The 22,898-nt window shown below is 40.3% G+C and carries 21 protein-coding genes and 1 riboswitch; of the genes, 12 read left to right on the top strand and 9 right to left on the bottom strand.

Features of this window, described 5'->3' with window-relative positions:
* Positions 1-32 precede the first annotated feature (32 nt).
* From ACRD64_RS17885 to ACRD64_RS17875, 3 genes are all read left to right on the top strand, one after another.
* The gene (locus tag ACRD64_RS17885; RefSeq protein WP_430934830.1) at positions 33-1,061 is read left to right on the top strand and encodes a fatty acid desaturase; all 1,029 of its coding nucleotides are present in this window, start codon (positions 33-35) and stop codon (positions 1,059-1,061) included.
* Positions 1,062-1,122: 61 nt separating this feature from the next.
* On the top strand, positions 1,123-1,854 hold the full coding sequence (locus ACRD64_RS17880) for a hemerythrin domain-containing protein (protein ID WP_430934829.1): 732 nt from the start codon (positions 1,123-1,125) through the stop codon (positions 1,852-1,854).
* A gap of 3 nt (positions 1,855-1,857) precedes the next feature.
* Complete coding sequence (locus ACRD64_RS17875; RefSeq protein WP_430934828.1) at positions 1,858-2,436, top strand: response regulator transcription factor; 579 nt, start codon at positions 1,858-1,860, stop codon at positions 2,434-2,436.
* Between the two features lie 90 nt (positions 2,437-2,526).
* Here the strand turns inward: ACRD64_RS17875 and ACRD64_RS17870 are convergent, their stop codons facing one another.
* Both ACRD64_RS17870 and rlmH read right to left on the bottom strand, forming a co-directional pair.
* Entirely contained in the window at positions 2,527-6,210 is a 3,684-nt protein-coding gene (locus ACRD64_RS17870) for an ATP-binding protein (protein WP_430934827.1), read from the bottom strand.
* Positions 6,211-6,224: 14 nt separating this feature from the next.
* Positions 6,225-6,698 (bottom strand): 23S rRNA (pseudouridine(1915)-N(3))-methyltransferase RlmH, encoded by a 474-nt coding sequence (gene rlmH / locus ACRD64_RS17865; protein ID WP_430934826.1) that lies wholly within the window; start codon positions 6,696-6,698, stop codon positions 6,225-6,227.
* 111 nt (positions 6,699-6,809) lie between these two features.
* Between rlmH and ACRD64_RS17860 the strand changes: the two genes are divergently transcribed.
* The 5 genes from ACRD64_RS17860 (at position 6,810) to ACRD64_RS17840 (ending at position 10,502) form a co-directional block, all read left to right on the top strand.
* Positions 6,810-7,217, top strand: coding sequence for a DUF4783 domain-containing protein (locus ACRD64_RS17860; protein ID WP_430934825.1), 408 nt, complete (start codon positions 6,810-6,812; stop codon positions 7,215-7,217).
* Positions 7,210-8,055, top strand: a complete 846-nt coding sequence (nadC, locus tag ACRD64_RS17855; RefSeq protein WP_430934824.1) for a carboxylating nicotinate-nucleotide diphosphorylase — start codon at positions 7,210-7,212, stop codon at positions 8,053-8,055. Before ACRD64_RS17860 ends, nadC begins: the two co-directional genes overlap by 8 nt.
* 187 nt (positions 8,056-8,242) lie before the next feature.
* Complete coding sequence (locus ACRD64_RS17850) at positions 8,243-8,614, top strand: hypothetical protein (protein ID WP_430934823.1); 372 nt, start codon at positions 8,243-8,245, stop codon at positions 8,612-8,614.
* Between the two features lie 166 nt (positions 8,615-8,780).
* Positions 8,781-9,824 carry an endonuclease/exonuclease/phosphatase family protein gene (locus ACRD64_RS17845; RefSeq protein ID WP_430934822.1) on the top strand — a complete coding sequence of 348 codons (1,044 nt, stop codon included), beginning with the start codon at positions 8,781-8,783 and terminating at the stop codon, positions 9,822-9,824.
* 240 nt (positions 9,825-10,064) lie between these two features.
* Positions 10,065-10,502 (top strand): FKBP-type peptidyl-prolyl cis-trans isomerase, encoded by a 438-nt coding sequence (locus ACRD64_RS17840; RefSeq protein ID WP_430934821.1) that lies wholly within the window; start codon positions 10,065-10,067, stop codon positions 10,500-10,502.
* On the opposite strand, the gene ACRD64_RS17835 is transcribed toward ACRD64_RS17840, so the two are convergent.
* The 7 genes from ACRD64_RS17835 to ACRD64_RS17805 form a co-directional block, all read right to left on the bottom strand.
* Positions 10,488-11,522: an ABC transporter ATP-binding protein gene (locus tag ACRD64_RS17835; RefSeq protein WP_430934820.1), complete on the bottom strand. Its 1,035-nt coding sequence runs from the start codon at positions 11,520-11,522 to the stop codon at positions 10,488-10,490. The genes ACRD64_RS17840 and ACRD64_RS17835 overlap by 15 nt on opposite strands.
* Position 11,523: 1 nt before the next feature.
* Positions 11,524-12,570 carry an iron chelate uptake ABC transporter family permease subunit gene (locus ACRD64_RS17830; protein ID WP_430934819.1) on the bottom strand — a complete coding sequence of 349 codons (1,047 nt, stop codon included), beginning with the start codon at positions 12,568-12,570 and terminating at the stop codon, positions 11,524-11,526.
* A gap of 6 nt (positions 12,571-12,576) precedes the next feature.
* Entirely contained in the window at positions 12,577-13,713 is a 1,137-nt protein-coding gene (locus ACRD64_RS17825) for an ABC transporter substrate-binding protein (protein WP_430934818.1), read from the bottom strand.
* Positions 13,714-13,740: 27 nt separating this feature from the next.
* Positions 13,741-13,937: riboswitch (cobalamin riboswitch) on the bottom strand.
* Between the two features lie 136 nt (positions 13,938-14,073).
* Complete coding sequence (locus tag ACRD64_RS17820) at positions 14,074-14,268, bottom strand: hypothetical protein (protein WP_430934817.1); 195 nt, start codon at positions 14,266-14,268, stop codon at positions 14,074-14,076.
* A 185-nt stretch (positions 14,269-14,453) separates the two neighbouring features.
* Positions 14,454-15,485: a tetratricopeptide repeat protein gene (locus ACRD64_RS17815; RefSeq protein WP_430934816.1), complete on the bottom strand. Its 1,032-nt coding sequence runs from the start codon at positions 15,483-15,485 to the stop codon at positions 14,454-14,456.
* A 248-nt stretch (positions 15,486-15,733) separates the two neighbouring features.
* Positions 15,734-16,735, bottom strand: coding sequence for a DUF4837 family protein (locus tag ACRD64_RS17810; RefSeq protein ID WP_430934815.1), 1,002 nt, complete (start codon positions 16,733-16,735; stop codon positions 15,734-15,736).
* Between the two features lie 121 nt (positions 16,736-16,856).
* On the bottom strand, positions 16,857-17,537 hold the full coding sequence (locus ACRD64_RS17805) for an energy transducer TonB (RefSeq protein WP_430934814.1): 681 nt from the start codon (positions 17,535-17,537) through the stop codon (positions 16,857-16,859).
* A 528-nt stretch (positions 17,538-18,065) separates the two neighbouring features.
* Here ACRD64_RS17805 and ACRD64_RS17800 point away from each other — a divergent pair.
* The 4 genes from ACRD64_RS17800 (at position 18,066) to ACRD64_RS17785 (ending at position 22,893) form a co-directional block, all read left to right on the top strand.
* A complete protein-coding gene (locus ACRD64_RS17800) occupies positions 18,066-19,541 on the top strand; it encodes a sigma-54 interaction domain-containing protein (RefSeq protein WP_430934813.1) in 1,476 nt (491 codons plus the stop codon).
* Between the two features lie 174 nt (positions 19,542-19,715).
* Positions 19,716-19,970 carry a (2Fe-2S) ferredoxin domain-containing protein gene (locus ACRD64_RS17795; RefSeq protein WP_430934812.1) on the top strand — a complete coding sequence of 85 codons (255 nt, stop codon included), beginning with the start codon at positions 19,716-19,718 and terminating at the stop codon, positions 19,968-19,970.
* Between the two features lie 3 nt (positions 19,971-19,973).
* On the top strand, positions 19,974-21,716 hold the full coding sequence (locus tag ACRD64_RS17790) for a [Fe-Fe] hydrogenase large subunit C-terminal domain-containing protein (RefSeq protein ID WP_430934811.1): 1,743 nt from the start codon (positions 19,974-19,976) through the stop codon (positions 21,714-21,716).
* The gene (locus ACRD64_RS17785) at positions 21,709-22,893 is read left to right on the top strand and encodes a SpoIIE family protein phosphatase (RefSeq protein WP_430934810.1); all 1,185 of its coding nucleotides are present in this window, start codon (positions 21,709-21,711) and stop codon (positions 22,891-22,893) included. The genes ACRD64_RS17790 and ACRD64_RS17785 overlap by 8 nt, the downstream gene beginning before the upstream one ends.
* The last annotated feature ends 5 nt before the right edge of the window (positions 22,894-22,898 follow it).

The following is a 22,898-nucleotide window of genomic DNA, read 5'->3' as shown; positions in this document are numbered from 1 at the left end:
ATCTATTAGTCTCTTATCTTATTCTTTTACACATGAAAAATCAGGAGAACAAAAATGACAACTCATTACCAGCTTGGATTGAGATCATTAAAAAGTACAACAAACCTAAATTATCCAAAAGTGTTTGGCAATTAATCACTTCCATAGTTCCCTACATCGCACTGTGGGTCCTCATGGTTTATAGTTTAAGTGTTTCGTATTGGCTAACCTTATTCTTATCTATATTCGCTTCCGGTTTCTTAATTCGCACATTCATCGTCTTCCACGACTGTGTTCATGGCTCTTTCTTTCGAAAGAGAAAGCACAATGAAATAGCTGGTGTAATACTAGGGATATTTACCTTTACTCCTTTTCACAGGTGGCGTAACGATCACCTGATCCACCATAACACCGTAGGAAATCTCGACAAAAGAGGCATTGGCGATGTTATGACCCTAACCGTTGACGAATATCTGAACCGATCTAAATGGGGCAGATTCACGTATAGGATATACCGACACCCGATTTTTTTATTTGGCATTGCCCCCATGTTGCATTTCGTACTTGGCTTTAGGATAACACTGAAAAGACTTACCAAAAACATAAACCGGAATATTCATTTTACCAATATTGCCGTAGTGGCAATGGTCATCGGCATGATTTGGTTATTGGGATGGAAAACATATTTGCTCATTCAGCTCCCCGTGCTATTTATCACTACCAGCCATGGCCTCTGGTTATTTTATGTGCAACATCAGTTCGAGGATGTGATTTGGACCGACAAAGAAAAATGGGATTACAAAACCATGGCCCTGGAAGGTTCTTCGTACTTTAAACTACCTTTGCTTTTGCAGTGGTTTACGGGTAACATTGGATTTCATCACATCCACCACCTATCCCCAATTATTCCTTGCTATAACCTACCTAAATGCCACAAAGAGAACGAAATATTTAAGAAGATCAAACCAATTACTTTCTTTTCGGCATTAAAAACGCTGAACCTTCGCCTGTGGGATGAGAAAAGGCAAAAACTGATTAATTTCAGAGAGCTTAGGATAATAAGAAAGGCGGCATACAATTAGCCGCGCCCTTTATTTGGAAAGGGTTTAAATAAGCATTAGATTTGTTCACAAATTTTATGCTATGCTTATAACTGCGGAAATGAAAATGGCTGATTTAATCCATTTGGATTTTCAGCTACTGGCTTTTATACAAAGAATCGGTATCCCGCTGGGTTTTCGGGAGAAGACCATTCACGAAGTGTGCGCCGAGCATGAGGTGGACGTGGACTTCTTTATACAATTAGCCAATGCTTTTCACGATACCGATTATTTTCCCAAAGAAAAGCTTCTTCAATTCAAACCGGAATGGTTGGTTCATTACCTGCGCAGAACCCACCAAAACTATCTGGAACAAAAAATACCTGAGATACAAGCTAAGATTATTAAGCTGGAGGAAGATTTAAAAGACACTTCCCAAAGCTACGAGCTGGTTAAAAATTTTTTTACAGAGTACATTCGCGAGTTCAGCACACATATCGAGCTGGAAGAGAAAACGGTTTTTCCATTTGTTCTTGAGCTGGCCAAGTGCGTAGAGCAAAAAAATTTAACCGAAGTGTACAAAGCGCATTTTACGGGATACAGCATCGATAAATATCTTGAGGACCACAACGATATTGAAGAAAAGCTTTTTGATTTAAAAAACATCCTCATCAAATACCTCCCTCCCCCAACTGACAATTGTAAATACAATGCCTTACTCTTCGATATTTTTCGTTTGGAGCAAGATTTAAGGGATCATTCTAAACTAGAGGAAAAGATATTGATACCCAGGGTGAGAAACATGGAGCAGGAATTGAAAAACATTAACGAATAGGACATGGTTAGAATACTTGTTGCAGAACCGTCCTACCTGGTCAGAAAAGGACTTTCCACAATTCTTCACGAATTGAAAGCGGTTACCAAAATAGAGGAGACACAGAGCATGGATGATTTGAAGGAAGCCCTGCAATCTGCCGTACCCCATATTTTACTCATAAACACTACCATCAGCAGTTTGCCTGGTGCGGATGTGTTGATAAAAAAATGCGCACCCGATGCCCGTGTTATATCTATTTTCAACTCCCCCCTTCCTGATGACGGCAACGAACTTACCTTATCAGTGTTTGATTCAAAACCGATATTGTTGAATAAGCTGCGGAATCAGGTTAAAGGGGTTCAACATAACGTTACACAACAAGAAAACTCGGAGGAACTGAGCGAGCGCGAAAAAGATGTACTTCAAAAGGTGGCACTTGGCAAAACAAACAAAGAAGTGGCCAGCGAGCTATTCATCAGCACACATACGGTTATCTCGCACCGCAAAAACATCACGCGTAAATTGGGCATTAAAACCGTATCGGGTTTAACTGTGTATGCCATTTTAAATCAACTGATAAAACTGGACGATATCTCGTAGTAGTCCAATGGTCATGGGTTATTGGTATCCTGAACATAAAACAACTGACAACAGACCAATGAAGCGCTAACTAACAGACTATTTACCAATTCACTCATACGCCGGAAACTGCACATAAAAAGAACTCCCTTCGTCAACCCTTGTTTCGAACCAGATTTTTCCCTTGGAGTTTTTTACAATGTTTTTTACGATGGCCAACCCAAGTCCCATGCCCGATGATTTGGTGGTAAAATTCGGAGCGAAGAGCTTTTCTTGCGCCTCTTCCGGAATACCCTTTCCATTATCTTTTATCTCGATAGTGATGGTTTCATCCTGCTGCGTCAGATTAACGTTGACCAGTCCTTCTCTTTTCGATGGAATAGATTGAATCGCATTTTGCAAAAGATTGTTGAAAACACTTATCATTTGTTCGCCGTCGGCATAAATATAATATTCGCTGATTCCATTTTTATCTACCAACACGTCTACCTCCTTCGATTTGTCGAACAGCGTAACACATTGCATCAACACCTCCACCACATCCACTCGTTTTCGTTTGGCGATTGGCATTTTTGCAAAGTTAGAAAATTCAGATGCTATGGAAGAGAGTTTATCGATCTGGTCGATTAAGGTAGATGAAACACGTTTCAGTTTCTCGTCAAAATCCACATCGTCATTTTTTCTGGCCATCTCCAGGTACTGAATACTCAGTTTCATGGGCGTCAAAGGGTTTTTAATTTCATGCGCAATCTGGCGGGCCATTTCTCGCCAGGCCGATTCCCGTTCCGATTTGGCCATTTTTTCGGCACTTTCGGCCATTTCGTCCACCATGCGGTTGTATTGCGTTACCAGTTGCCCTATCTCATCATTACCTTTGTATTCAATCTTTTCGTTTCTTCCTCCCAGTTTCAACTGGCTCAACTTACTTTGCACAACCAACAAAGGGTGTGTAATCCTGCGGGAAACCACCACTGTTAAGGCAATAACTGCGATTAAGAAAATCAGGTAGAAATTAACGATGGCCATTACCAACGACGATACCTCCTCGCGCAACTCGCTGGTCCCCACAAAATACGGCATATTTAAATAGGCCAGCAACTTGTTGTTCACATTATAAAGCGGAACATAAGCCGACAAATAATCCAACTGCCCAATCGATTCCCTGTGAATATATTCCAACTCGCCGTTTTTACTCAGCTCTATAAAGCCGCGACTATTCATCAGATGCCCGGACAAACCTCTGTCAAAAAGTTCGGGCCGCGAGGTGGCCATTAACCTTCCTTCCCTGTTATACATATTAATATCGGTATAAAAAACGCTGGAAAATTTTTTCAGCAAGCTCGTTAGGTATTCTTCCATTTCCGGTATTAACTCATCTTCGGAACCTATTTTATGCTCCAACTCCATCAATACCGATTTGGTTTTTTCAGACAACATCTGGTTATTCTTAATCTCAAATCGCCTGATAGTTTGCCACACTGATCCTCCGGCCACCACTATTAACAGCGCCAGCATAAGGCCGATAAATGCCATTTGAATCCTTTCCTGAACCGAGAAAATATAAATAAACCTTTCTCGCCGTGCCCGGGTAGTAACAATTAATAAGGCCCCAAAAATAAAGAAAGAGATAAAAAAGATGGAAAACGCCACCAGAATCATGTTTATCCCCACTTTGGGCAAGGAGAGCACTACACATACGTTCTCCGACGGATGAAAGGTCATATGCGAATAGTCCTCATAATAATACACCCCAAAATCTTCTTGCACATTGGTAATTCGCTCCAGGTGGATTGGATAAGCAAACTCCCCGGTCTGCTTAACCAGAAGTCCGTCAACATATTTCCCGTAGGAATAGTTGACCAACGGCTCCCTCAACTTCGATTCACGCTCGGAGAGTAAAAGCTCGGGATAGCCGGGCCCTTCGTAGAACGGCTTCGAAACCAATTCCACAAACATACTTGTTTCGGTTTCCGGATCGCCTTTGTTCACTCTAAAAACACCAAAATATGTAATCAGGCCGGCACCATTCTTCAAAAAATAAAAATGCCGGCTTCCCATTACCCTGGTACCTTTTTCTTCCAACATGTTTTCAAAGTACTCGTAACAATTGTAAGTACCCTCGTCGTTGCTCAGTTGCAAGTCGCCCCCGGGCCAACATGGGATCACTTGAAGCTCATATCTTTTTAAATATCTCAGCAGATAGTTTTTTTCGATATACTTCTCCAGTTTTTCAACGTTCACAGTTTCCTTTATAAGTTCTGAAAGAATAATCGAATCACGCTGGATTAAATCTTCCACCTCCTTTAATAAAAGTTCCGTTAAAGGATCCTCTTCCTGCAGCATTTTAAACGACAGGTTCTCGACCAACAACTTTCTTTCTTGGCGCTCGTTGTGGATATTATGGTAGTAAAAAGCATAAACCGCATAAAAAGCAAACACAAACACAAACCAGATAAACGTGTTATAGGCATGATAACTTTTACGCCGGGTAACCCATACCAACATAAAGGCTACAACCATAAACGCAATCACCGACAAAAGATACATGGTTTCAAAGCTGAACAGTGCTACAAACAGCATGGTTGACACCATAATCCACGAAAGAGTTTTTTTGCTTAACTGGGGAAGAAAAACCTTAATTATTTTTTCCATCACCAGTACCACCGCCAGCCATAGCAAACTAATCACAAACAACCTTGCCGCATCCAGCGCTCCAATATCGGTTATCTTAAACAAAATTGGTGCGGAGGCAGAATGAGAAACCAGTTGGGTTACAATGTTATTTTGAATATGCCAGAAAAGAAAGCTAAGCACTACAGATATGGCTACCAGAATATACTTCTTTAATCGTGATGCCGGAAGTTTTTCAATTAATTCCGGAGGACTAACATATTTATAAAAAATAAATGACTCGCAAAATACAAGCAAAGCAAAAACCAGCATACTTCCCATGTTTGGAAAAAGGTCGGAAGCACCGAAGTATAGCGGTGAGAACAATGTGGTTTCGTACACAATTCCAGGAAAAAATAATTTGATATGCAGAAAGTAAAACACACTGCTTACCAAAACGCTTATCAAAAACACAACGTTATTTTTAATCCCACTATCCTGTTTCTTTATCGAAAGCACTACAACTTGAACATACAACAGAAGTGAAATAAACACAAACAAAACAGCCCAGTTAGCATATATGGGGTTAGATGCTTCACACTCCTGCGCCGTAAACAGGTAATTTCCTTCAATATCTTTTATCTGAACACCCCGTGCATTTTTGTCAATTGCTACCTGATGACAGAGAACCAAAGGCACATTAATGGCATATTCATCTTTTAAAAAGGCATTGTTAAAAGGGTATTCGGTTTTTATATTTACCAATGTAAATAAATCCCATTCTTCATGGGGTATTCGCTTAACAATATACCATGTGTTAGTCAACTTTACTACACGCCGGCTCAACAAGGAAATACTTTCTTTCCGATAGGGTAAAACCTGATTGGTCCAAGCTTGCAAGGAATCGTTTTTGTACACCAAAATCTCCACACCTTGAGGTTTTGACGTATCCGTTGAATCTACCGCCATCCATTCCTGGCCAGGCCTTAGTTTTTCAATGAATCTTTCGGCAAACACCTCCGCCTCCTTACTTTTCTGGTGCAAGGAATTTTGGAACCGGATGGCGTTAAATGAATGATGGTTGTAATTGTGATACGCCCAGGAAAACAATAGCACCAACATGAATGAAACAGCAAATAACAGGTATTGCCAATTAACACTCGAATATTTTTTTAGCCTTTGCATTAAGCATTACGTTTTTAATCGTGGTGATAGGGTTGATTTTTTAGAATGGTCATGGCCCGGTACATTTGTTCGGCAAATATCAAACGAACCATTTGGTGCGAGAATGTCATTTTGGATAAAGACACTTTCCCGTTCGCTTTGTCATAAACATCCTTTGAAAAACCATACGGACCCCCAACTACAAAAACCAACCTTTTTAAGCCTATCAACAACTTTTGTTCCATAAAACCCGCAAATTCCCTCGATGAGAACACTTTTCCCCCTTCATCCAATAACACCAACTCATCACCGGGCTGAACGTGTTGTAAAATCAGTGCTCCCTCTTTATTTTTTTGCTGATCTTCCGTCATTTTCCTGGTATTCCTTAAATCGGGTATCACCTTCATTTCGAAAGGGATATAATGCTTTAATCTATCTACATATTTCTTGATCCCTGTATCTAAATAAGCCTCATCGGTCTTACCTATTAAAACTAATATTATTTTCATGCGTATACATGTGTAATTTATAAGAATGTAAAAATAATAATACAAAAACAACCATACTACATGGTTTAATATTTGTAATAGTTTATTTTTGTTGTACCAAAAGTTGAACGAATGGATATTCTAAGATCAACATTAAGCAGGGGGAAAATTGTTCTAGCTTTATTTTTTATGCTTACGGTAAATGGATATGCCCAATTACCGAATGCTATTATCGAAGCCACAAAAACCTCCGATGCCGCTGAATTATCAAAATATTTCAACAGCAAGATAGAACTGGTTTTACCGCAAAAGTCGGGTGTGTTTAGCAGTGCCCAGGCGAAACTGGTCCTCGACGAATTTTTCAAGAAAAACCCGGTCAGGAGTTTTCATATTATTCACCAGGGTGTTAGGGAGAACTCATCGTTTGCCATCGGAAAATATCAAACCAACAACTCGACTTACAGGTTCTATTTTTTAACCAAAAACAAGGACTCTAAAACCTTTATTCACCAATTAAGAATTGAACAACAAGATGATTAAAGATGATGTGCTGAATAGCATTATTGATAACGCCATCCGCGAAGATATTGGAGATGGCGACCACTCCTCACAAGCCTGCATACCGGAAACCGCTGTGGGCAAAGCTCAATTACTGGTTAAAGAAGAAGGAGTATTAGCTGGTGTTGACATAGCACAAAAGGTGTTTAAGAAATTTGACCCCAATATGCGTATTGAGGTATTTATTAAAGATGGCGCAAAGGTTAAACCTGGCGATGTTGTTTTTAAAATAGAAAGTAAAGTCCTTGACATTTTAAAAGCAGAAAGGCTTGTTTTGAATATAATGCAGCGCATGAGTGGTATTGCTACCCGAACCAATGTATATGTGAAAAAACTAGAAGGTTTAAAAACCCAGGTTCTGGACACCCGAAAAACCACACCCGGCCTGCGGGAAATAGAAAAACTGGCTGTGAAAATAGGAGGTGGAGCTAACCACAGGATTGGTTTATATGACATGATCATGCTAAAAGACAACCATATTGATTATGCCGGGGGAATTGAAAAAGCCGTTAAAGCGGTTCACCAATATTTGAACCAGATCCGGAAAAACCTTAAAATAGAAGTGGAGGTCAGGAATTTTGATGAACTAAACGAAGTTTTACAAGTAGGGGGTGTTCATCGTATCATGCTCGATAATTTTACCCCCGAAGAAACTAAAAAAGCGGTAGCGTTAATTAATGGAAGGTTTGAAACGGAATCATCCGGAGGAATAACCCTTGAAACTTTAAGAGACTATGCAGAATGCGGTGTTGACTTTATCTCAGTGGGCGCCCTTACGCATCATATTAAAAGTTTAGACTTAAGCCTGAAAGCCATTTAATAACCATAAGAATATTTTTGAGTCGATAAATCAACATTTATCGGCTTTTTTTGTTTCATAAGCTAAATTAACTATTGCTTATAGTGATAATTTAATGCGTTTTATGTAAATTTAATTAAATAAAATACCAGGTAATCAGGACAGGAAAATTAGCTATGAGTAATAAACAAACCAAAACATTATTTTTATGAAGAACGGATCTATACAACTGATGGATCTGGAGTTTGAATATAAACTCTGGAAAAAAAGACTGGACCTTTTTATTAGTGAGGTTCAGCTTACCATCGACAGGAATATTCATTTACCCTCGGACAGACAGGACCAAGCATTAAATTCTGTTGAATTATTGGCTCTGGAAGAGCATATGGATATTCTTTCCAAGCTGAAGAGTAGAATTAAGGTGAAAGAGCAAGAGCTTAAGTTTTACAACAAGGACTTTCCCATTACGGAAGAACATGACTTTTTTGTTGAACATTTAGAGTTACGTAACAAAAACGATAAAATCCTACAGATTCATCTGGATCGGATAAGAGACATTGTTAAAGCCATTGGGGCGTAAGCAGACCAATTGGTCTACCATTGCATTGTCAACTCTCTGTTTCCAACAGAACCTAACCACCTAAAAAGCCCGTAAATTAAGATATTATCAAATGGCAACGGCACACCTTTGGGAAAATAAAATACGTATATTGCCCACAATTAGTAAAATATATTATTAAATACAGATGCGCTATATTATTTTATTTTTAATGCTGACCCTATTAATTGCAGGGTGTAAGTTCACAAACAACCATACCCAGATACATAATCCACACGTAATTGCCTTTTACAATCTCGAAAATCTTTTCGATACCATCAATGATGTTGGTGTTTACGACGGCGAATTTACACCAAGCGGATCAAAAGCATGGAATACAGAACGATACGTTTCCAAACAACAGAACCTGAGCAAAGTTATTGCCGACCTGGGCACAGACCAAGGCATAGATGGCCCCACCTTGATAGGTTTGTGCGAAGTTGAAAACCGTTCGGTTTTGGAAGATTTAATCCATTCGGATAAACTGAAAGACAAAGGTTACTCTATCATCCATTTCGACTCTCCCGACAAAAGAGGAATTGACGTTGCCCTACTCTATAAACCAAGTGCCTTCTGGATTGAAAAGACCCAACTATTTCCCTTGATAATACAAAGTACCGAAACTGGCAAAAGGTTATACACCCGGGATCAACTGTTAGTTTCCGGCAAACTCGAGGGGGACCCGATTCATGTAATTGTAAATCACTGGCCCAGCAGGTACGGCGGGCAAAAAAGAAGCCTCCCTTCCAGAAAATCGGCTGCCTTATTGAACAGGCAAATCATCGACTCTCTTTTACACATAAACAGGGATGCAAAGATTATTACCATGGGCGACTTAAATGATGACCCAACCGATGAATCCGTTCATATTCACCTTGACGCACATACGTCCCAAAACAACCTAGAGCACAATAACTTATATAATCCTTTAGCCATGAATTTCAAAGAAGGAAAAGGAACGCTTTTTTACAGGGGCAAATGGAATTTATTTGATCAATTGATCATCTCCCGGGGACTTTTAGATAGCTCAAAAGGGTTTCAGTACGACTCTGCTTATATTTACAAAAAACCCTATCTAATTCAGCAAGATGGTGATTATAAAGGTTACCTTTTAAGAACCTACGGCGGGGGAAATTATTTAAACGGCTATAGCGACCACTTACCTGTTTACCTGGTATTATCCCCTAATTAATTAGAATACTTTATCTTTGGGCTGAAGAACTGGGTTGCAGCATCGAAGGGGAATATTAGAAATGTATGTTTCTTCAGGCCATATATTGCATTCCAAAATCTCAAAGTGCTGTTAGCGTGTTCTATCAATGCAAAGTCCGTAAGGGCAATGTTAATTGCAATATTTACAAAGGGAGGCAAGTCTGTCCTGTAATATCACAATAACGCACTTTCAAACAGTTAATCGCATTATAAATCAATTATGGCAAGAAGCAAAGGAAAAGGGAAACAAGCAAGCGGCGGATCTGCCGGACAAAATCGAAAAAAGTCGGAAGAATTCTTGTTACAAAACCTTAACAAACCCAATATTATTGAAACCGAATCGGGGCTTCAATATGAGATTATCAAAGAAGGTGAAGGGGACAGCCCTCGATACGACAGCACCGTAAAAGTACACCAACGGGCTATGCTTCTGGGAGGAAAGATATTGGACGATACCTACAAGGAGAATTCACCCATGGAGTTTAAGTTAGATGAAGTGATTGATGGCTACAAGGAAGGTCTTATGATGATGAAAATTGGAAGCCGCTATAAATTTTATGTGCCACCTGAACTAGGATGGGGCAAAAAAGGTTCCGGTGGAAGGATAGGTCCTTTTGCTGTAGTTATTTTTGACGTTAGCTTGTTAGAGATTATTTAAATCCGTTATTAGTTGAGCACTTATCGAATTCAATAAGTGCTCTATCGAATTGCTTTCGCCTAACAGTTTGCCCCTAAAATACAAGCTATAAATATGAGGAGCACCAGAACCAACCTCCACCTTCCATTCGCAATCATCGATTACCGGCTCAAAGCCTATGCGGTATAATGCCCTGCTCACCCACGTACTCCGAATACCTGTTCCCACTATTGAGATGGGCTCCCTTTTTATGTTATGGTACAAAAAACTGCCAGTAATATTATCAAACTCAATTCCTTCCCGCTCAAAAAAACACTTAAAATCATTTGATAGCACCAAATCTTCAGGAATACCTTCCTGTAATGTTCTTCCCTGTCCCAGTAACCAAATTTTATCGGCTATCTGTAAAGCCATTTCCAAGTCGTGGGTAGACAAGAGAATACCTCTATTTTTTTTCCTTGACAAACGACGGAGCAGTTGCATGATTTCGATTTTCGCAGGCAAATCCAGGAAGGCCGTTGGCTCATCCAATATAATAAACGGGGTTTCCTGCACCAACGCCTTGGCAATCATAGCCTTCTGACGTTCTCCATCACTCATTTTGTCCATGTGTTTCTGGGCATACCCTTTTAATCCAACTTCTTCTATGGCATGCAGAACCAGTTCCACATCCTGCTTCATCAGCTTACCAAAAAATCCTGTATAAGGTGTTCTGCCTAAAGCAACCAGCTCAAACACGCTTAGGTTTTGCACATCTATCCTGTCGGTTAGCACTACGCTAACTCTTTTGGCGCGATGGGCCTCGGATAGATTTTCAATTTTATCCTTTCCATACCATACCTGCCCGTCTAACGGCTTTAAAAATCCCGACAATGTTTTTATTAGCGTTGATTTCCCTGCTCCGTTAGGCCCCAACAGACAGATAAACTGACCAGCCTTAACGCTCACGTTGATATTCCGGTGCAACGGGTCGGCATGTTTATCGTAACCCACGGCCAGGTTTTCTGTACCTAAAAACATTTTTTCTTGCGCCTCCTTCATATTACTGCATTAAACTACGTCGTTTCAAGATTACATACACCACTATGGGCGCTCCAATAAGCGAGGTCACCGCATTGATGGGCAAAGTCCCATCGAAACCCGGCAATCGGGCTATTAGATGACAAAACAAAGCCAGTACGCCTCCAAATAATATTACACCGGGAATTAAAACCGAATGGTCGGCAGTTTTGAAAATTCCTTTACAAAGATGCGGAACGGCCAGTCCCAAAAAAGCCACCGGTCCACAGAAAGCCGTCACTGTAGCAGTAAGCAAACCGGTCACGATTAAAATACCAACTCTGGAACGTTTGATATTTAAACCTAAATTAGCGGCATAGTTTTCGCCTAACAGCAAAACATTCAACGGCTTAATCAGGAACAAGGAACCTAATAAGCCCAATAAAACCATGGGTATAAATATGACATGTTTATCCCAGGAGAGATTATTAAACGACCCTAAGCCCCACACCACAAAAGCCTGAACATCTTCTTTGCTACTGATATATTGCAATAGCCCTACAATGGCACTTGAAGCATAACCTACCATGATGCCTACGATCAGTAGCATCGCATTGTTTTTTAGCTTACGGGCCAAAAAAAGCACCATAAACAATACCCAAAGCGCACCTACAAATGCTGCACCTGTAATGGTAAGAGAGCCAAACCATCCTATGCTGGAAAGCGAAATTCCCTGTATTGCCCCAAACAACAGCACTACAATAGCCACTCCCAAACCAGCCCCGGAACTAATACCCAAAATAGAAGGCCCCGCTAAAGGATTCCGAAATAAGGTTTGCATTTGAAGTCCGCCCGCAGCCAAACCCGCGCCGGCGAGCAAAGCAGTTATTGCTTGCGGGAGTCTTGATTTTAGCAAAATGTTTCCCCATATCTCATTGTCAACCGGTAAACCCAACATCCATTTCACTACTACCTGAAATGGGATATACACCGATCCCAGGGAGATATTAAGCACAAAAAGAAAAACTAATAATATGGTCAGCGCCATAAAAGCATAATTCTTCCTCCCTTTTGCGAGCTCGCCTTGCATACAACGCTAATCTTTATATAATTTTTTATAATATACCAACTCTTTACCTTTCAAAAGACCAGGGTGAAACAGCATTACCAAATCCGACAAGACAACATCAGGCTCCAACAATCCCTTTTCGTACAACATTGAATGATTGGTGTTGGAAAAAATTACATTTTTAGTTTTAAAAGCTTTAAAATCCGCATATCTTCCATCTTCATCCAGTAAAGCGGAATAGCTAAACTCATCTTTATAATTCACCATCAACGACCAATAATCGCAGTTACCGGCCGCTTCATACACTGTTTCAAAATCATAACTTAGGGAACCGGTTCCATGCCTGTCCTTAAAAACATAGTCGACACCTGCATCCCTTAAAAAGTTTGCGTTATAACTTTCTGCCGCCGCCGTATACCAAACGCCTTGATACACCTTACCTAAAAAAACGCTCGGCCGTATTTTTGAACTAGCCGCAAGCGCTTTCACTTTGTGGTATCTTTGGGCAATTTCGGTTACTTTTGAAATAGCTTCCTCTTCTTTATTAAAAAATGCGGCCACATATACCAACCATTCCACCCTCCCCAATGGAGTATTTTCAAGATAGCTGCTATTTGTAGCGATATTAATGCCGGCGCTCCGCGCGGGTCCGTAAAAATCCTCTTTAAATGGGGATATCATCATCATATCAGGATTTAAGGCTAACAACAACTCCAAATCAGGCGCAAAAGCTGTTCCTATATTCCTTATGTTTCCTTTTTTTAATCCCTCTTGAATCTTGGGGTTAGATACATATTCAGGTTCTGCCATACCAACCAATTGGTCAATAACGTTTAGTTCGTTCGCATAACATATTTGCGTCGATGTTACAGAAATCCATTTTTCTACCGGTATTTTTATGGCCGAAGGGTGGTCTTTAAGGAATTGTTCATCGTCGGAAAGTAAAGTAACCATAGGTTTTTCACTTTCATCCCACGGATGTTTAACCTCTATTTTTTTATGATCCTTAAAGTATTGGATGGAGAAACGATTGGCATAGGCAGGCTGATAAACCGCATCAGCCTCAAGTTCATTCCGGCTTTTGTGCTTGGCGTTTTGTTTTTGATTACAGGCCATCAGCACAAATATAAGCACCACAAATAATCCACTTTTTTTTACTGTCATCACTTTATACTCCCGAAAGTTAAACGGTTACTTATTTCTTTCGTGGCAGGTTTTCCGACTTTCATTTAGAGCATCTTCCCAACAGGCTGTTGCCTGTCAGTGATTTTTCGCTCACCCATTAGGGCAGAATACGGCTGCGGGTACAGTTCCTGACTCCCGAAAACATCGGTTACAGGATTCCCTTTTACAATGCTATATGCAACACCACATTACATCCATTCTCCGTTCTAGTCACCTAATATATTCATTACAAAAAGTTCCTATGCGCAAAATTGGATGGGGCAAAAATACATTAAAAAAATCACACAAAAAAAGGTCGTTCCCAACAGTAACGACCTTCCATATCTTTTATTTATTATTTTATTCCTCGATATACACCAACAATGCTGAGTATGTGTTCACCTCCTGGCTGGAGTGAGCAGAGTACTTTATATCTACAATATTGTCAGAATCAACATTATTCTCATCAATAAAGTCATTGATTTGCAGATCTATCGCGGTATCGAAATCATCCACTCCAGTATATTGAAAATGCTTTGTTTTAACCTTGCCCATAATTTTTTATTTTTATTAGTTCTACATGCTTTTCTGTGCATACGAGGCTTTGGCCAATTTGATTCAAAATTGATGAATAAAGTTTATCCGGCTTTTATCCATGAATGAAAATGGAGGATATGCGACGCTTAAGGGGAGTATCGAAAAACGAACAGGTAATCCCGGGAATTATTTGACAACAGTTGTTACTGCGCCTCCATCCAAGATGTAAAACGCTGAAATTCATTGTGATGTTCCGACATCCACAATAACACATCCTCGTTATATCGGCAACCACTAATAAAATAGCAGAATGTTTCCGAAAAATTATTTTTTTGGAGCTTTGAAAAGAAGTTCACGTAAAAATCCCACCAGAACCCATTTTTATCAACAGACGACTCTTCCAAAATCTTAAAAAGCGTTGTACTATTGTTAGCAAATTTAACCAACAAACTATTACCTATCTCAGTTCCTTCGGCCTCTTTCTCAAATTCAGAGGCTTTAATCATACTTACAGCCAATTCTGCATTGGCAAATTCGCCATAGTTAAAACCGGCCTTAATAAGCTGGATATCACGCTGCCCTTTTACACGAACACCCTGGTTCCAAAGAGACCCCAACAGATCATAAGCCGTTGTGCTGCGATCACTGTCCTGCTCCAGCAGCAAAAAGTAGTATAGGGGCAACATGCTGCGCACCCTTTCCCCCATGTCGAACATGATGTAAGCTAACAGCAGGTGGCTGCTCGCATGTGCGGGATACATTTCAATGGCAAAAACCGCGTGTTCTTGTGCTTCTTCATACTGCTTATTATTAAATTGGGACAGTGCCAGGTTATAATGCAACAAATAGCTAGCCGGATATTTCTTCAAAGCTTCCTTATAGATTTTTCTGGCTTTCCTGGATCTCCCAAGGTTTTCCCAGGCCGAACCATTTATGAGATATGCATCTTCGCAATACTCCCCTCCTTTATCCAACAACTTACTGCTGTAAACGGCGGCTTGCGCATCATCCTGCAAAGCCAGATAAGTTGCCGCCATTTGGTAGCAAACCAAATCCGAGCTTTTATCAAGCTTATATGCTTGCTTAAACCAAGACAAGGCTTTTTCATATTTTCCGGTTTGATAATCGGATATTCCCCTTGATAAGATGGTTTCAAAATCGGAGGTTTGAGCATGTACTTGCAATGGCGCAAGCATACAGGATATAATTATTGCGATTATTATTCTAGCATTCATCTAATTAAAATAAGTATCAAGTATCAAGACTAACGAACATCACCTGCTCCTCTATAGCATAGGAGGCAAAGGGCCTATGTTTTTAATCATCACTTTGTTTGTATAACAACAGACATGGGTATTTTATCTGTTTAGAATTAAGTTTATTTATATTTTAAACGGTATTCCGCTTCTTTAATTGCTGGAACGCGAAATTACACAGAAATATTTAACTCTGATCTTCAATAATCGTACCGTTATCACATTTATCAAATTTTAACAGATTGCAATATAGATTCGATCAGCCTTACATAATAAGCTTTGTTTTGCTTCTGCGGGGCGTGAACAAAACCATCAATCATCAATAACCGGCCATTGGCATCATCTATTATAAAATAATCGACAAATGGCCCTCCCATAAAAAAACCTTCCACCTTCCATAATCCTCGGACTTCGATCACATTTAAACCATTCACAACCATCCTTTTAGAAACTACAGGTATTGTTTTCTCCGTTTGCATACAAGTTAGCTCCGAAGGTCCGGGAATAAATACCCTGCCTACCGAATCGCGCAAGTGTACCAAGTCCTTATCGCTAATGGACGATATGTTTTCCAGTTCGAAAGATTTTAGCACAATGTGCATGGATGTTTCTAATCGATCGAACCTAAACCAACTAAAGTCAGCTGTATCTTTAACCAATCTATAACCTTTGGGCAGCACCATTTTCACCCCATGCTTATCGTGGATATATCGTCTTGTTGCGGTATCAGCACCTTTAAAGTTAGCCAATTTCATGGTTTTAATATCACCATAATACAGAAAATCAAATATTTGTGATTGATGATCTTTAAATACTTTCGAGAAAGAAGCTATATTTGGGATCTCAATTTCAACAACCTGCTGATGCCTTGCCCAAACACTTCTCCGGAATAAAATCTTAGGTTTATCTAATGCTTTTTGTTGCACGATAATAATGTTTCGATATGCCTTAAAATGCCCTTCAAAGTCATTGGGCGTTATGGAAGATACTTTAAAGGTCGGTTCCGCTTGCGGTACGCAAGGGAATTCCTGGTTGGCAAAGGCAGCTATAACTCTTTTTACTTCTGTTTTTTGCAAGCCCTTATCCATCACCACCAAAAGCTCACCAGGGGCACCAACCGATCGGCTTTTAATGGAATCTCCAGAAGTCTGACAGCCGGAAATATAAAAGAACAAGGCAACGAACACTACGTTAAAATTACGCAAAGAAAGTACATTAAGAATAATCATGGAGTTCATATTTTAGTTAAAAAAAACCTGCCTCGAAAAGGGAAAACGAGGCAGCTATATCTAAGAATTTTATTTTTATTGCTTGCTTGGGAATTATTGGTAATCACTATATATTAACAACTTATCGTAAAGCAAACTTTATTGGTACCTGATACGACACGGGCACCGCGCGAGTGCCTTGTTTACCTGGCTTCCAATCGGGCATACCCGATACCACCCGTAAAGCCTCCCTGTCCAAATTAGCATCGACCCCCCGGAGTATGCTAACTTTTTCAACCTGGCCGGTTTCACTAATCACAAAACTCAGATAAACAGTACCTTCAATGCCGTTTTCGGCGGCTATTACCGGATACCTTACCGAGGAAGCCAGAAAGGATCTCAACGCCTTTTCTCCGCCCGGAAACTCTGGTTTGTCGGACACGGCAAAGAACGGTATTGGATCGGTATCTTCCTCTTGTTCTCCCATGTGTTCCAGTGCGATGGACATATCTTCCAATGATTCTGAATTAATTTCCAACTCCTCTTCTGGCAAATCGTACTCATCATCAACGATAAGCAACTCTTCCAAAACAATCTGTTTTGGTTTCGGCTGCTCTACTTCAGGTTCTTTCTCCCTAATAACAGGGATCATTTCTTCATCGTTATCAAAAATCGAGTTATCGACCAGTACTCCGGGATTCTGACGGATAGTCTTCCATTCGAATGCTACTAGCGAAGCTCCCAAAGCCACCACTAAACCAATCTGTAAAAACATAAACCGTTTTCGCTCCAGGTCGGCTTCTTTCGTTTTTTTCACTTCCATTGTCTAACGTTTTAAAGATTATGTAACTGAAATATTCAGCTACACTTTCTTTTAACCAAGCCTTATACCAAAAAACAAAACCGGGGAGTTCAATAATCGCATGTATCTGCATATCTGAATATTACCACTCTTAAGCCAGACAAACCAAATACAAGTAGAATAATGTAAAACCGCCCGACTGGGCGCAATAGCCCACCCAATATTTATTTTTCAATGAATCAGTAATTGCAAGCCTAATATTTATTTTTTAATTAGTTTTGTACTCAACCTATTGATTTTACGAACAGATTGAACGTGCATACGACCTTATCTTTGATACATCGTTTTTTAGAAGACCGACTCACAAGCTTTTTTCCCTGTCCTTGTGCGATTGCTCTTCTTGACGCTGAAAAGAAATTGGTTTACACGAGAATTACCGGGGAACTTGCGCCTTATAAGGTTTCATTCCTAAAACACATCCGGGAATCTCAACAAAACCTTACGACCAACGATTTTACGATCGTGTCAAAAGCATTATATGGTTCACAAATGTTTTTGGCACTAGGATTAATGGATAAGGAGACCAATGTAGTTACTTATCTAAATTTAATCTGCGAGAATATCGATCAGCACATCAAGGAAAGCCACACCCTGAATATGCTAGGACAAAGCGAGGCTTTTTTTTCGGCGATGATTGATTCCGTAAAAGCAGGCATGATCGCCACCGATCAGGGCGGTAATATTCTTTATGCCAACATGCACATTTGCAGAACACTAAAAATCAATAAGGAATCCCTAACAAAAACATCTATTCGCAAATTGATCCCCAATTGGAGCACTATTTTTAAGAAATTAAGCGCGGGGAATCTCGTCAAAAATGAAGAGGTTATAATTACCAATCAGGCAAGCTTGCTTAAATTGAATATGGATGCTGCTGCAATTAACGACCAAAATAATAGCATGATAGGCTTTTGCATTGTATTCCGCACTTTGGAGAAAATGAAATCGTCGTATTCAAAGAATTTGGGAATGGAAGCCAGGTACCGTTTTAAAGATATTATTGGCAAGAGCAAAGCGATGAAACAGGTGATTGAGTATGCCGAAACCATTGCGAATAGTCCATCTACGATTTTAATCGAAGGCGAAAGCGGCACTGGGAAAGAAGTTTTTGCGCAAAGTATCCACAATGCCAGCAATCGCAAAAAAAACGCATTTGTGGCCATTAACTGTGCGGCCATACCAGAAAATTTGATTGAAAGCGAACTTTTTGGTTATGACGATGGTGCCTTTACCGGTGCTAAGAAAGGTGGCCAGTCCGGAAAATTTGAGTTGGCGAACAAGGGCACCCTGTTTCTGGACGAGATTGGAGACATGAAACCGGACATGCAGGTAAAACTGCTCAGAACCATTCAGGAAAGCAGTGTTACCAGAATTGGTGGCGACAAGGTGATTCCTGTGGATGTGAGAATCATTGCCGCTACCAATAAAAACCTGGCCGAAGAGGTTGAAAAAAGCAATTTCAGAATGGACTTATATTACAGGATAAGCGTTATTCCTTTGCACATCCCTTCGTTACGTGAACGCAAAAGCGACCTGCCATCTTTAATCCGTTTTTTCCTGAACCAGAAAAGTCTTAAGCTTCAAAAAGATATCCCTCAAATGGGATATTCCACCCTGCAACAGTTGTTGGACTATGACTGGCCGGGCAATGTGCGGGAATTGGAGAATTTTATCGAGCAACTGGTCAACTTTAACGGGAAAATTTCTTTGGACAGCTTTCAAAAACTTAAACAAGAAGAACAATTGATCACCCATATTCCTTTCGTCCAGGCACAATCGGAATTCGCCGCTCCTCAGTCGCTTAAAGAAGTAGAAAAAAATCATATCATCAACACCCTGAAACAGCACAAGGGAAATATGACAAAAACGGCCAAAACCTTAGGCATTAGCAGAAACACCCTGTACCTGAAATCAAAGAAATACGAAATTTCCATTCCCGAAATTCAGATTCAGCTAAACACATAGCGTCCTTTATTAGGACAATGTATTATATTAGGACATTCTGAACAAATATAAATGTCCTATTTTAGTGCATTGCTAATTTACCATGCAACACGACACCTTCTTAACTTTCTGAATACTTTCCATTTAAGCAAGTTGGCACACAATTGGATATCACAAGTTTAAATTATGGATGTCATGGGTCAAAATCAAAAAACACATACAATAAGAATTTGCCTGGGAAGTTCTTGTTATACAAGGGGTAATGCCGAAAACCTGAAGATTATTCAATCTTTTGTGGAAGAAAGAAACATTGGCGCTTCACTTGACTTCAGAGGTCACCTTTGCAACGAAAACTGCAACCGCGGTCCGGTAATAACCATCGATGACCAATCGTACGAAGAAGTGCAACCTTTTCAGGTAGAAAAACTGCTTGAGGAAACACTCGGATAGACCATGAACACAAAACCCATCTATACCATAGAAAACGACTGCAAGGATTGCTACAAGTGCATTCGCAATTGCCCGTCGAAAGCTATAAAAATAACGGAGCAAAAAGCTTCGATTATTGACGAACGCTGTGTTTACTGCGGCCATTGTGTTTCTATTTGTCCTGCAGGTGCCAAGCAGGTGCGCGATGGTGTTTCCAGGGTTAAACAACTGATTAAATCAGACACAACAACCGTGGTGTCATTAGCCCCTTCATTTCGTTCGGAGTTTAAAAACATATCTGAACAACAATTAATTGCCGCGTTAACAGCAATGGGTTTTAACTACATTTCGGAAACTGCGTTAGGCGCTCAAATAGTGACCGAGCACACCGGGCAGTTTTTGAAAGCCCGCAAGAAAGGTGTATTTATCTCCTCGGCATGTCCCGGTGTTGTTGAACTCATAAAAAAATATTATCCACAACACATTCCCAACATCACCCCTTTTCTGTCTCCCATGCTTTCACATGCCAAAATGCTGAAGCAAGAACTGGGCGATGATATTTCTGTTGTCTTTATAGGTCCTTGCATTGCCAAAAAGGCCGAAGCCGACAATTGGCCCAAACTAATAGACACGGCCATCTCGTTTACGGAACTGAACCAGTGGATGGAAGAAGAGGGAATAATGGAAAAAATGGACAAGGAGTTACAAAACACTCCGTTTTTTCCTCACCGCGCCAATACCGGAAACGTTTATCCCGTAGATGGCGGGATGATTAAGACATTGTCCGAAACCAAGGACAGCAATATTTTAAGCCTTTCTTTTTCAGGTATCTACGAAGTAAAACGGGTGCTTGAAAATCTGGACAATATTCAACATAATGGCCCTGTTTTCCTGGAACTCCTGTTATGCGAAGGAGGCTGCATCAACGGCCCCGGTTGCATCAGCGAAGCAAACCCCGTCCAAAAAAAGATTGATATACTTTACAGCCAAAATAATTCCGTAGAAAAAGAACATGATCCCGTTCTTATAAATATTGAATGTGATTACTTTGGTGCAAAACCTATTCGACAACCCGAGTTTTCGCCCAAAGAAATCCAGGAGACACTTTACAGTATCGGGAAATCGGATCCGTCCGAAGAGCTGAACTGTGGGAGTTGCGGTTACAATACCTGCCGGGAGTTTGCCCAAGCAACTTTAGCGGGTATGGCGGAGACAAACATGTGCGTTTCACATCTTAGAAAAATCGCCCACAACCAGGCCACTGTATTACTTAAAAAGATTCCATCGGGCGTAATGGTTGTCAACCAAGACCTCATGGTGACAGAAATGAACCTGAGTTGCGCAAAAATGTTGGGACCTGACATTGAAAAAAGCTATTTAAAAAACAATGGACTAAAGGGCATCACCATTGACGACCTGGGGTATTTTACAGAGCATTTTAAAACAGCTATTCACACCGGTAAAGAATATAACCAAATCGCTATCAACCAAAACGGAAATAATTTTCAGCTCTCCATATTCAACATTCAAAAACACAAGCTGATTACCGGAATCATTCAAAATTTCAAAAACAAAGAGTTTAAAGCGGACATCATTGAAAACAGGACCCGAGAAGTGATTAAAAAGAACATGGAAACAGTTCAGAAGATTGCTGCTTTACTTGGCGAAAACGCTTCACATACCGATTCCTTGCTCAACTCCATCCTGAACGACTATTCCTCGGAGGGAATTTCGGCACAACCAAAAATTATGGCCAACAATGAATAGTCCTTTTGTGATAGAAGCTGAACACATCAGCCATGCAAAGGCCGGTGAATCAACCTGTGGCGACTCCATCCTGTTTAGCAAGATAAAGGAGGAAAACAGATTGGTTGCCGTTGTTTCTGATGGACTGGGAAGTGGTGTCAAGGCCAATATTTCGGCCACGATGACAAGCACTATGGCACTTCAGTTTACCATTGCCGGAGAGCCGGTTGAAAGAACTGCAGAATTCATTACCAACACTTTGCCCCTGGATTCCAAACGAAAAGTGAGCTATTCTACTTTTTCTATACTTGACATTAATTACAAAGGCAAGGTTAAAGTTATCGAATATGATAATCCCCCTATATTGGTTTTTAGACGTGGTGAATTTATCGAACTCCATAAAAAAGAAAAAACGCTCAGCAATATTCAATCTTGCAGAAACAAGATTTATCAATACGATTTTAAACTCGAGAAGGAAGATCGCATCATTATGGTGACCGATGGGGTAACACAATGCGGCATGGGAAGTGACGAGATGCACTTTGGATGGCAACTCTCTGGATTAAAATCTTTTATCCGGAAAACCATCAACCAACAACCCAACATATCAGCGCATGAGCTGGCGGGAGACATTATTGCACAATCAATGCACATTGACAACAACACTTTACAAGATGATGCTTCCTGTTGCGTACTATATTACAGGCGACCCAGGAAATTGCTTATTGTAACGGGCCCTCCCTTTCATAAAGAAAACGATACTGTTTTGGCCCGCTCCATCAGCGATTTTTATGGCAAGACAATTGTTTGCGGCGGAACAACATCTAAAATTGTTGCCCGGGAATTAGGAAGTGAAGTTGAAATTGACCTGAACAATTATGTTCCAGGCTTGCCCCCAAAAGCTACCATGAAGGGTGTTGACCTGGTTACCGAAGGAATTATCACCCTGGCTAAAGTCTCCGAAGAACTTGAAACCATTAATTCTATCGGGCAAGTGCCCAGTTCCACATCCGGCGAAATCATTAAGATGATGATGGAAAGCGATGAGATACAATTTATTTCCGGCACAAGAGTGAACAACGCACACCAGGACCCCAACCTTCCGGTAGAGTTGGAAATCAGACGTAACGTTGTCAAAAGGATTTCACACCGTCTGGAAAACAAATTTTTAAAGAAAACCTCTATCACGTATCTATAACAAAG

Source organism: Saccharicrinis sp. 156 (assembly GCF_050589685.1).
Classification (GTDB): Bacteria; Bacteroidota; Bacteroidia; order Bacteroidales; family Marinilabiliaceae; genus Saccharicrinis.
Note: the sequence above shows the minus strand (reverse complement) of the source record. Positions and strands in the feature narration are given on the sequence as shown.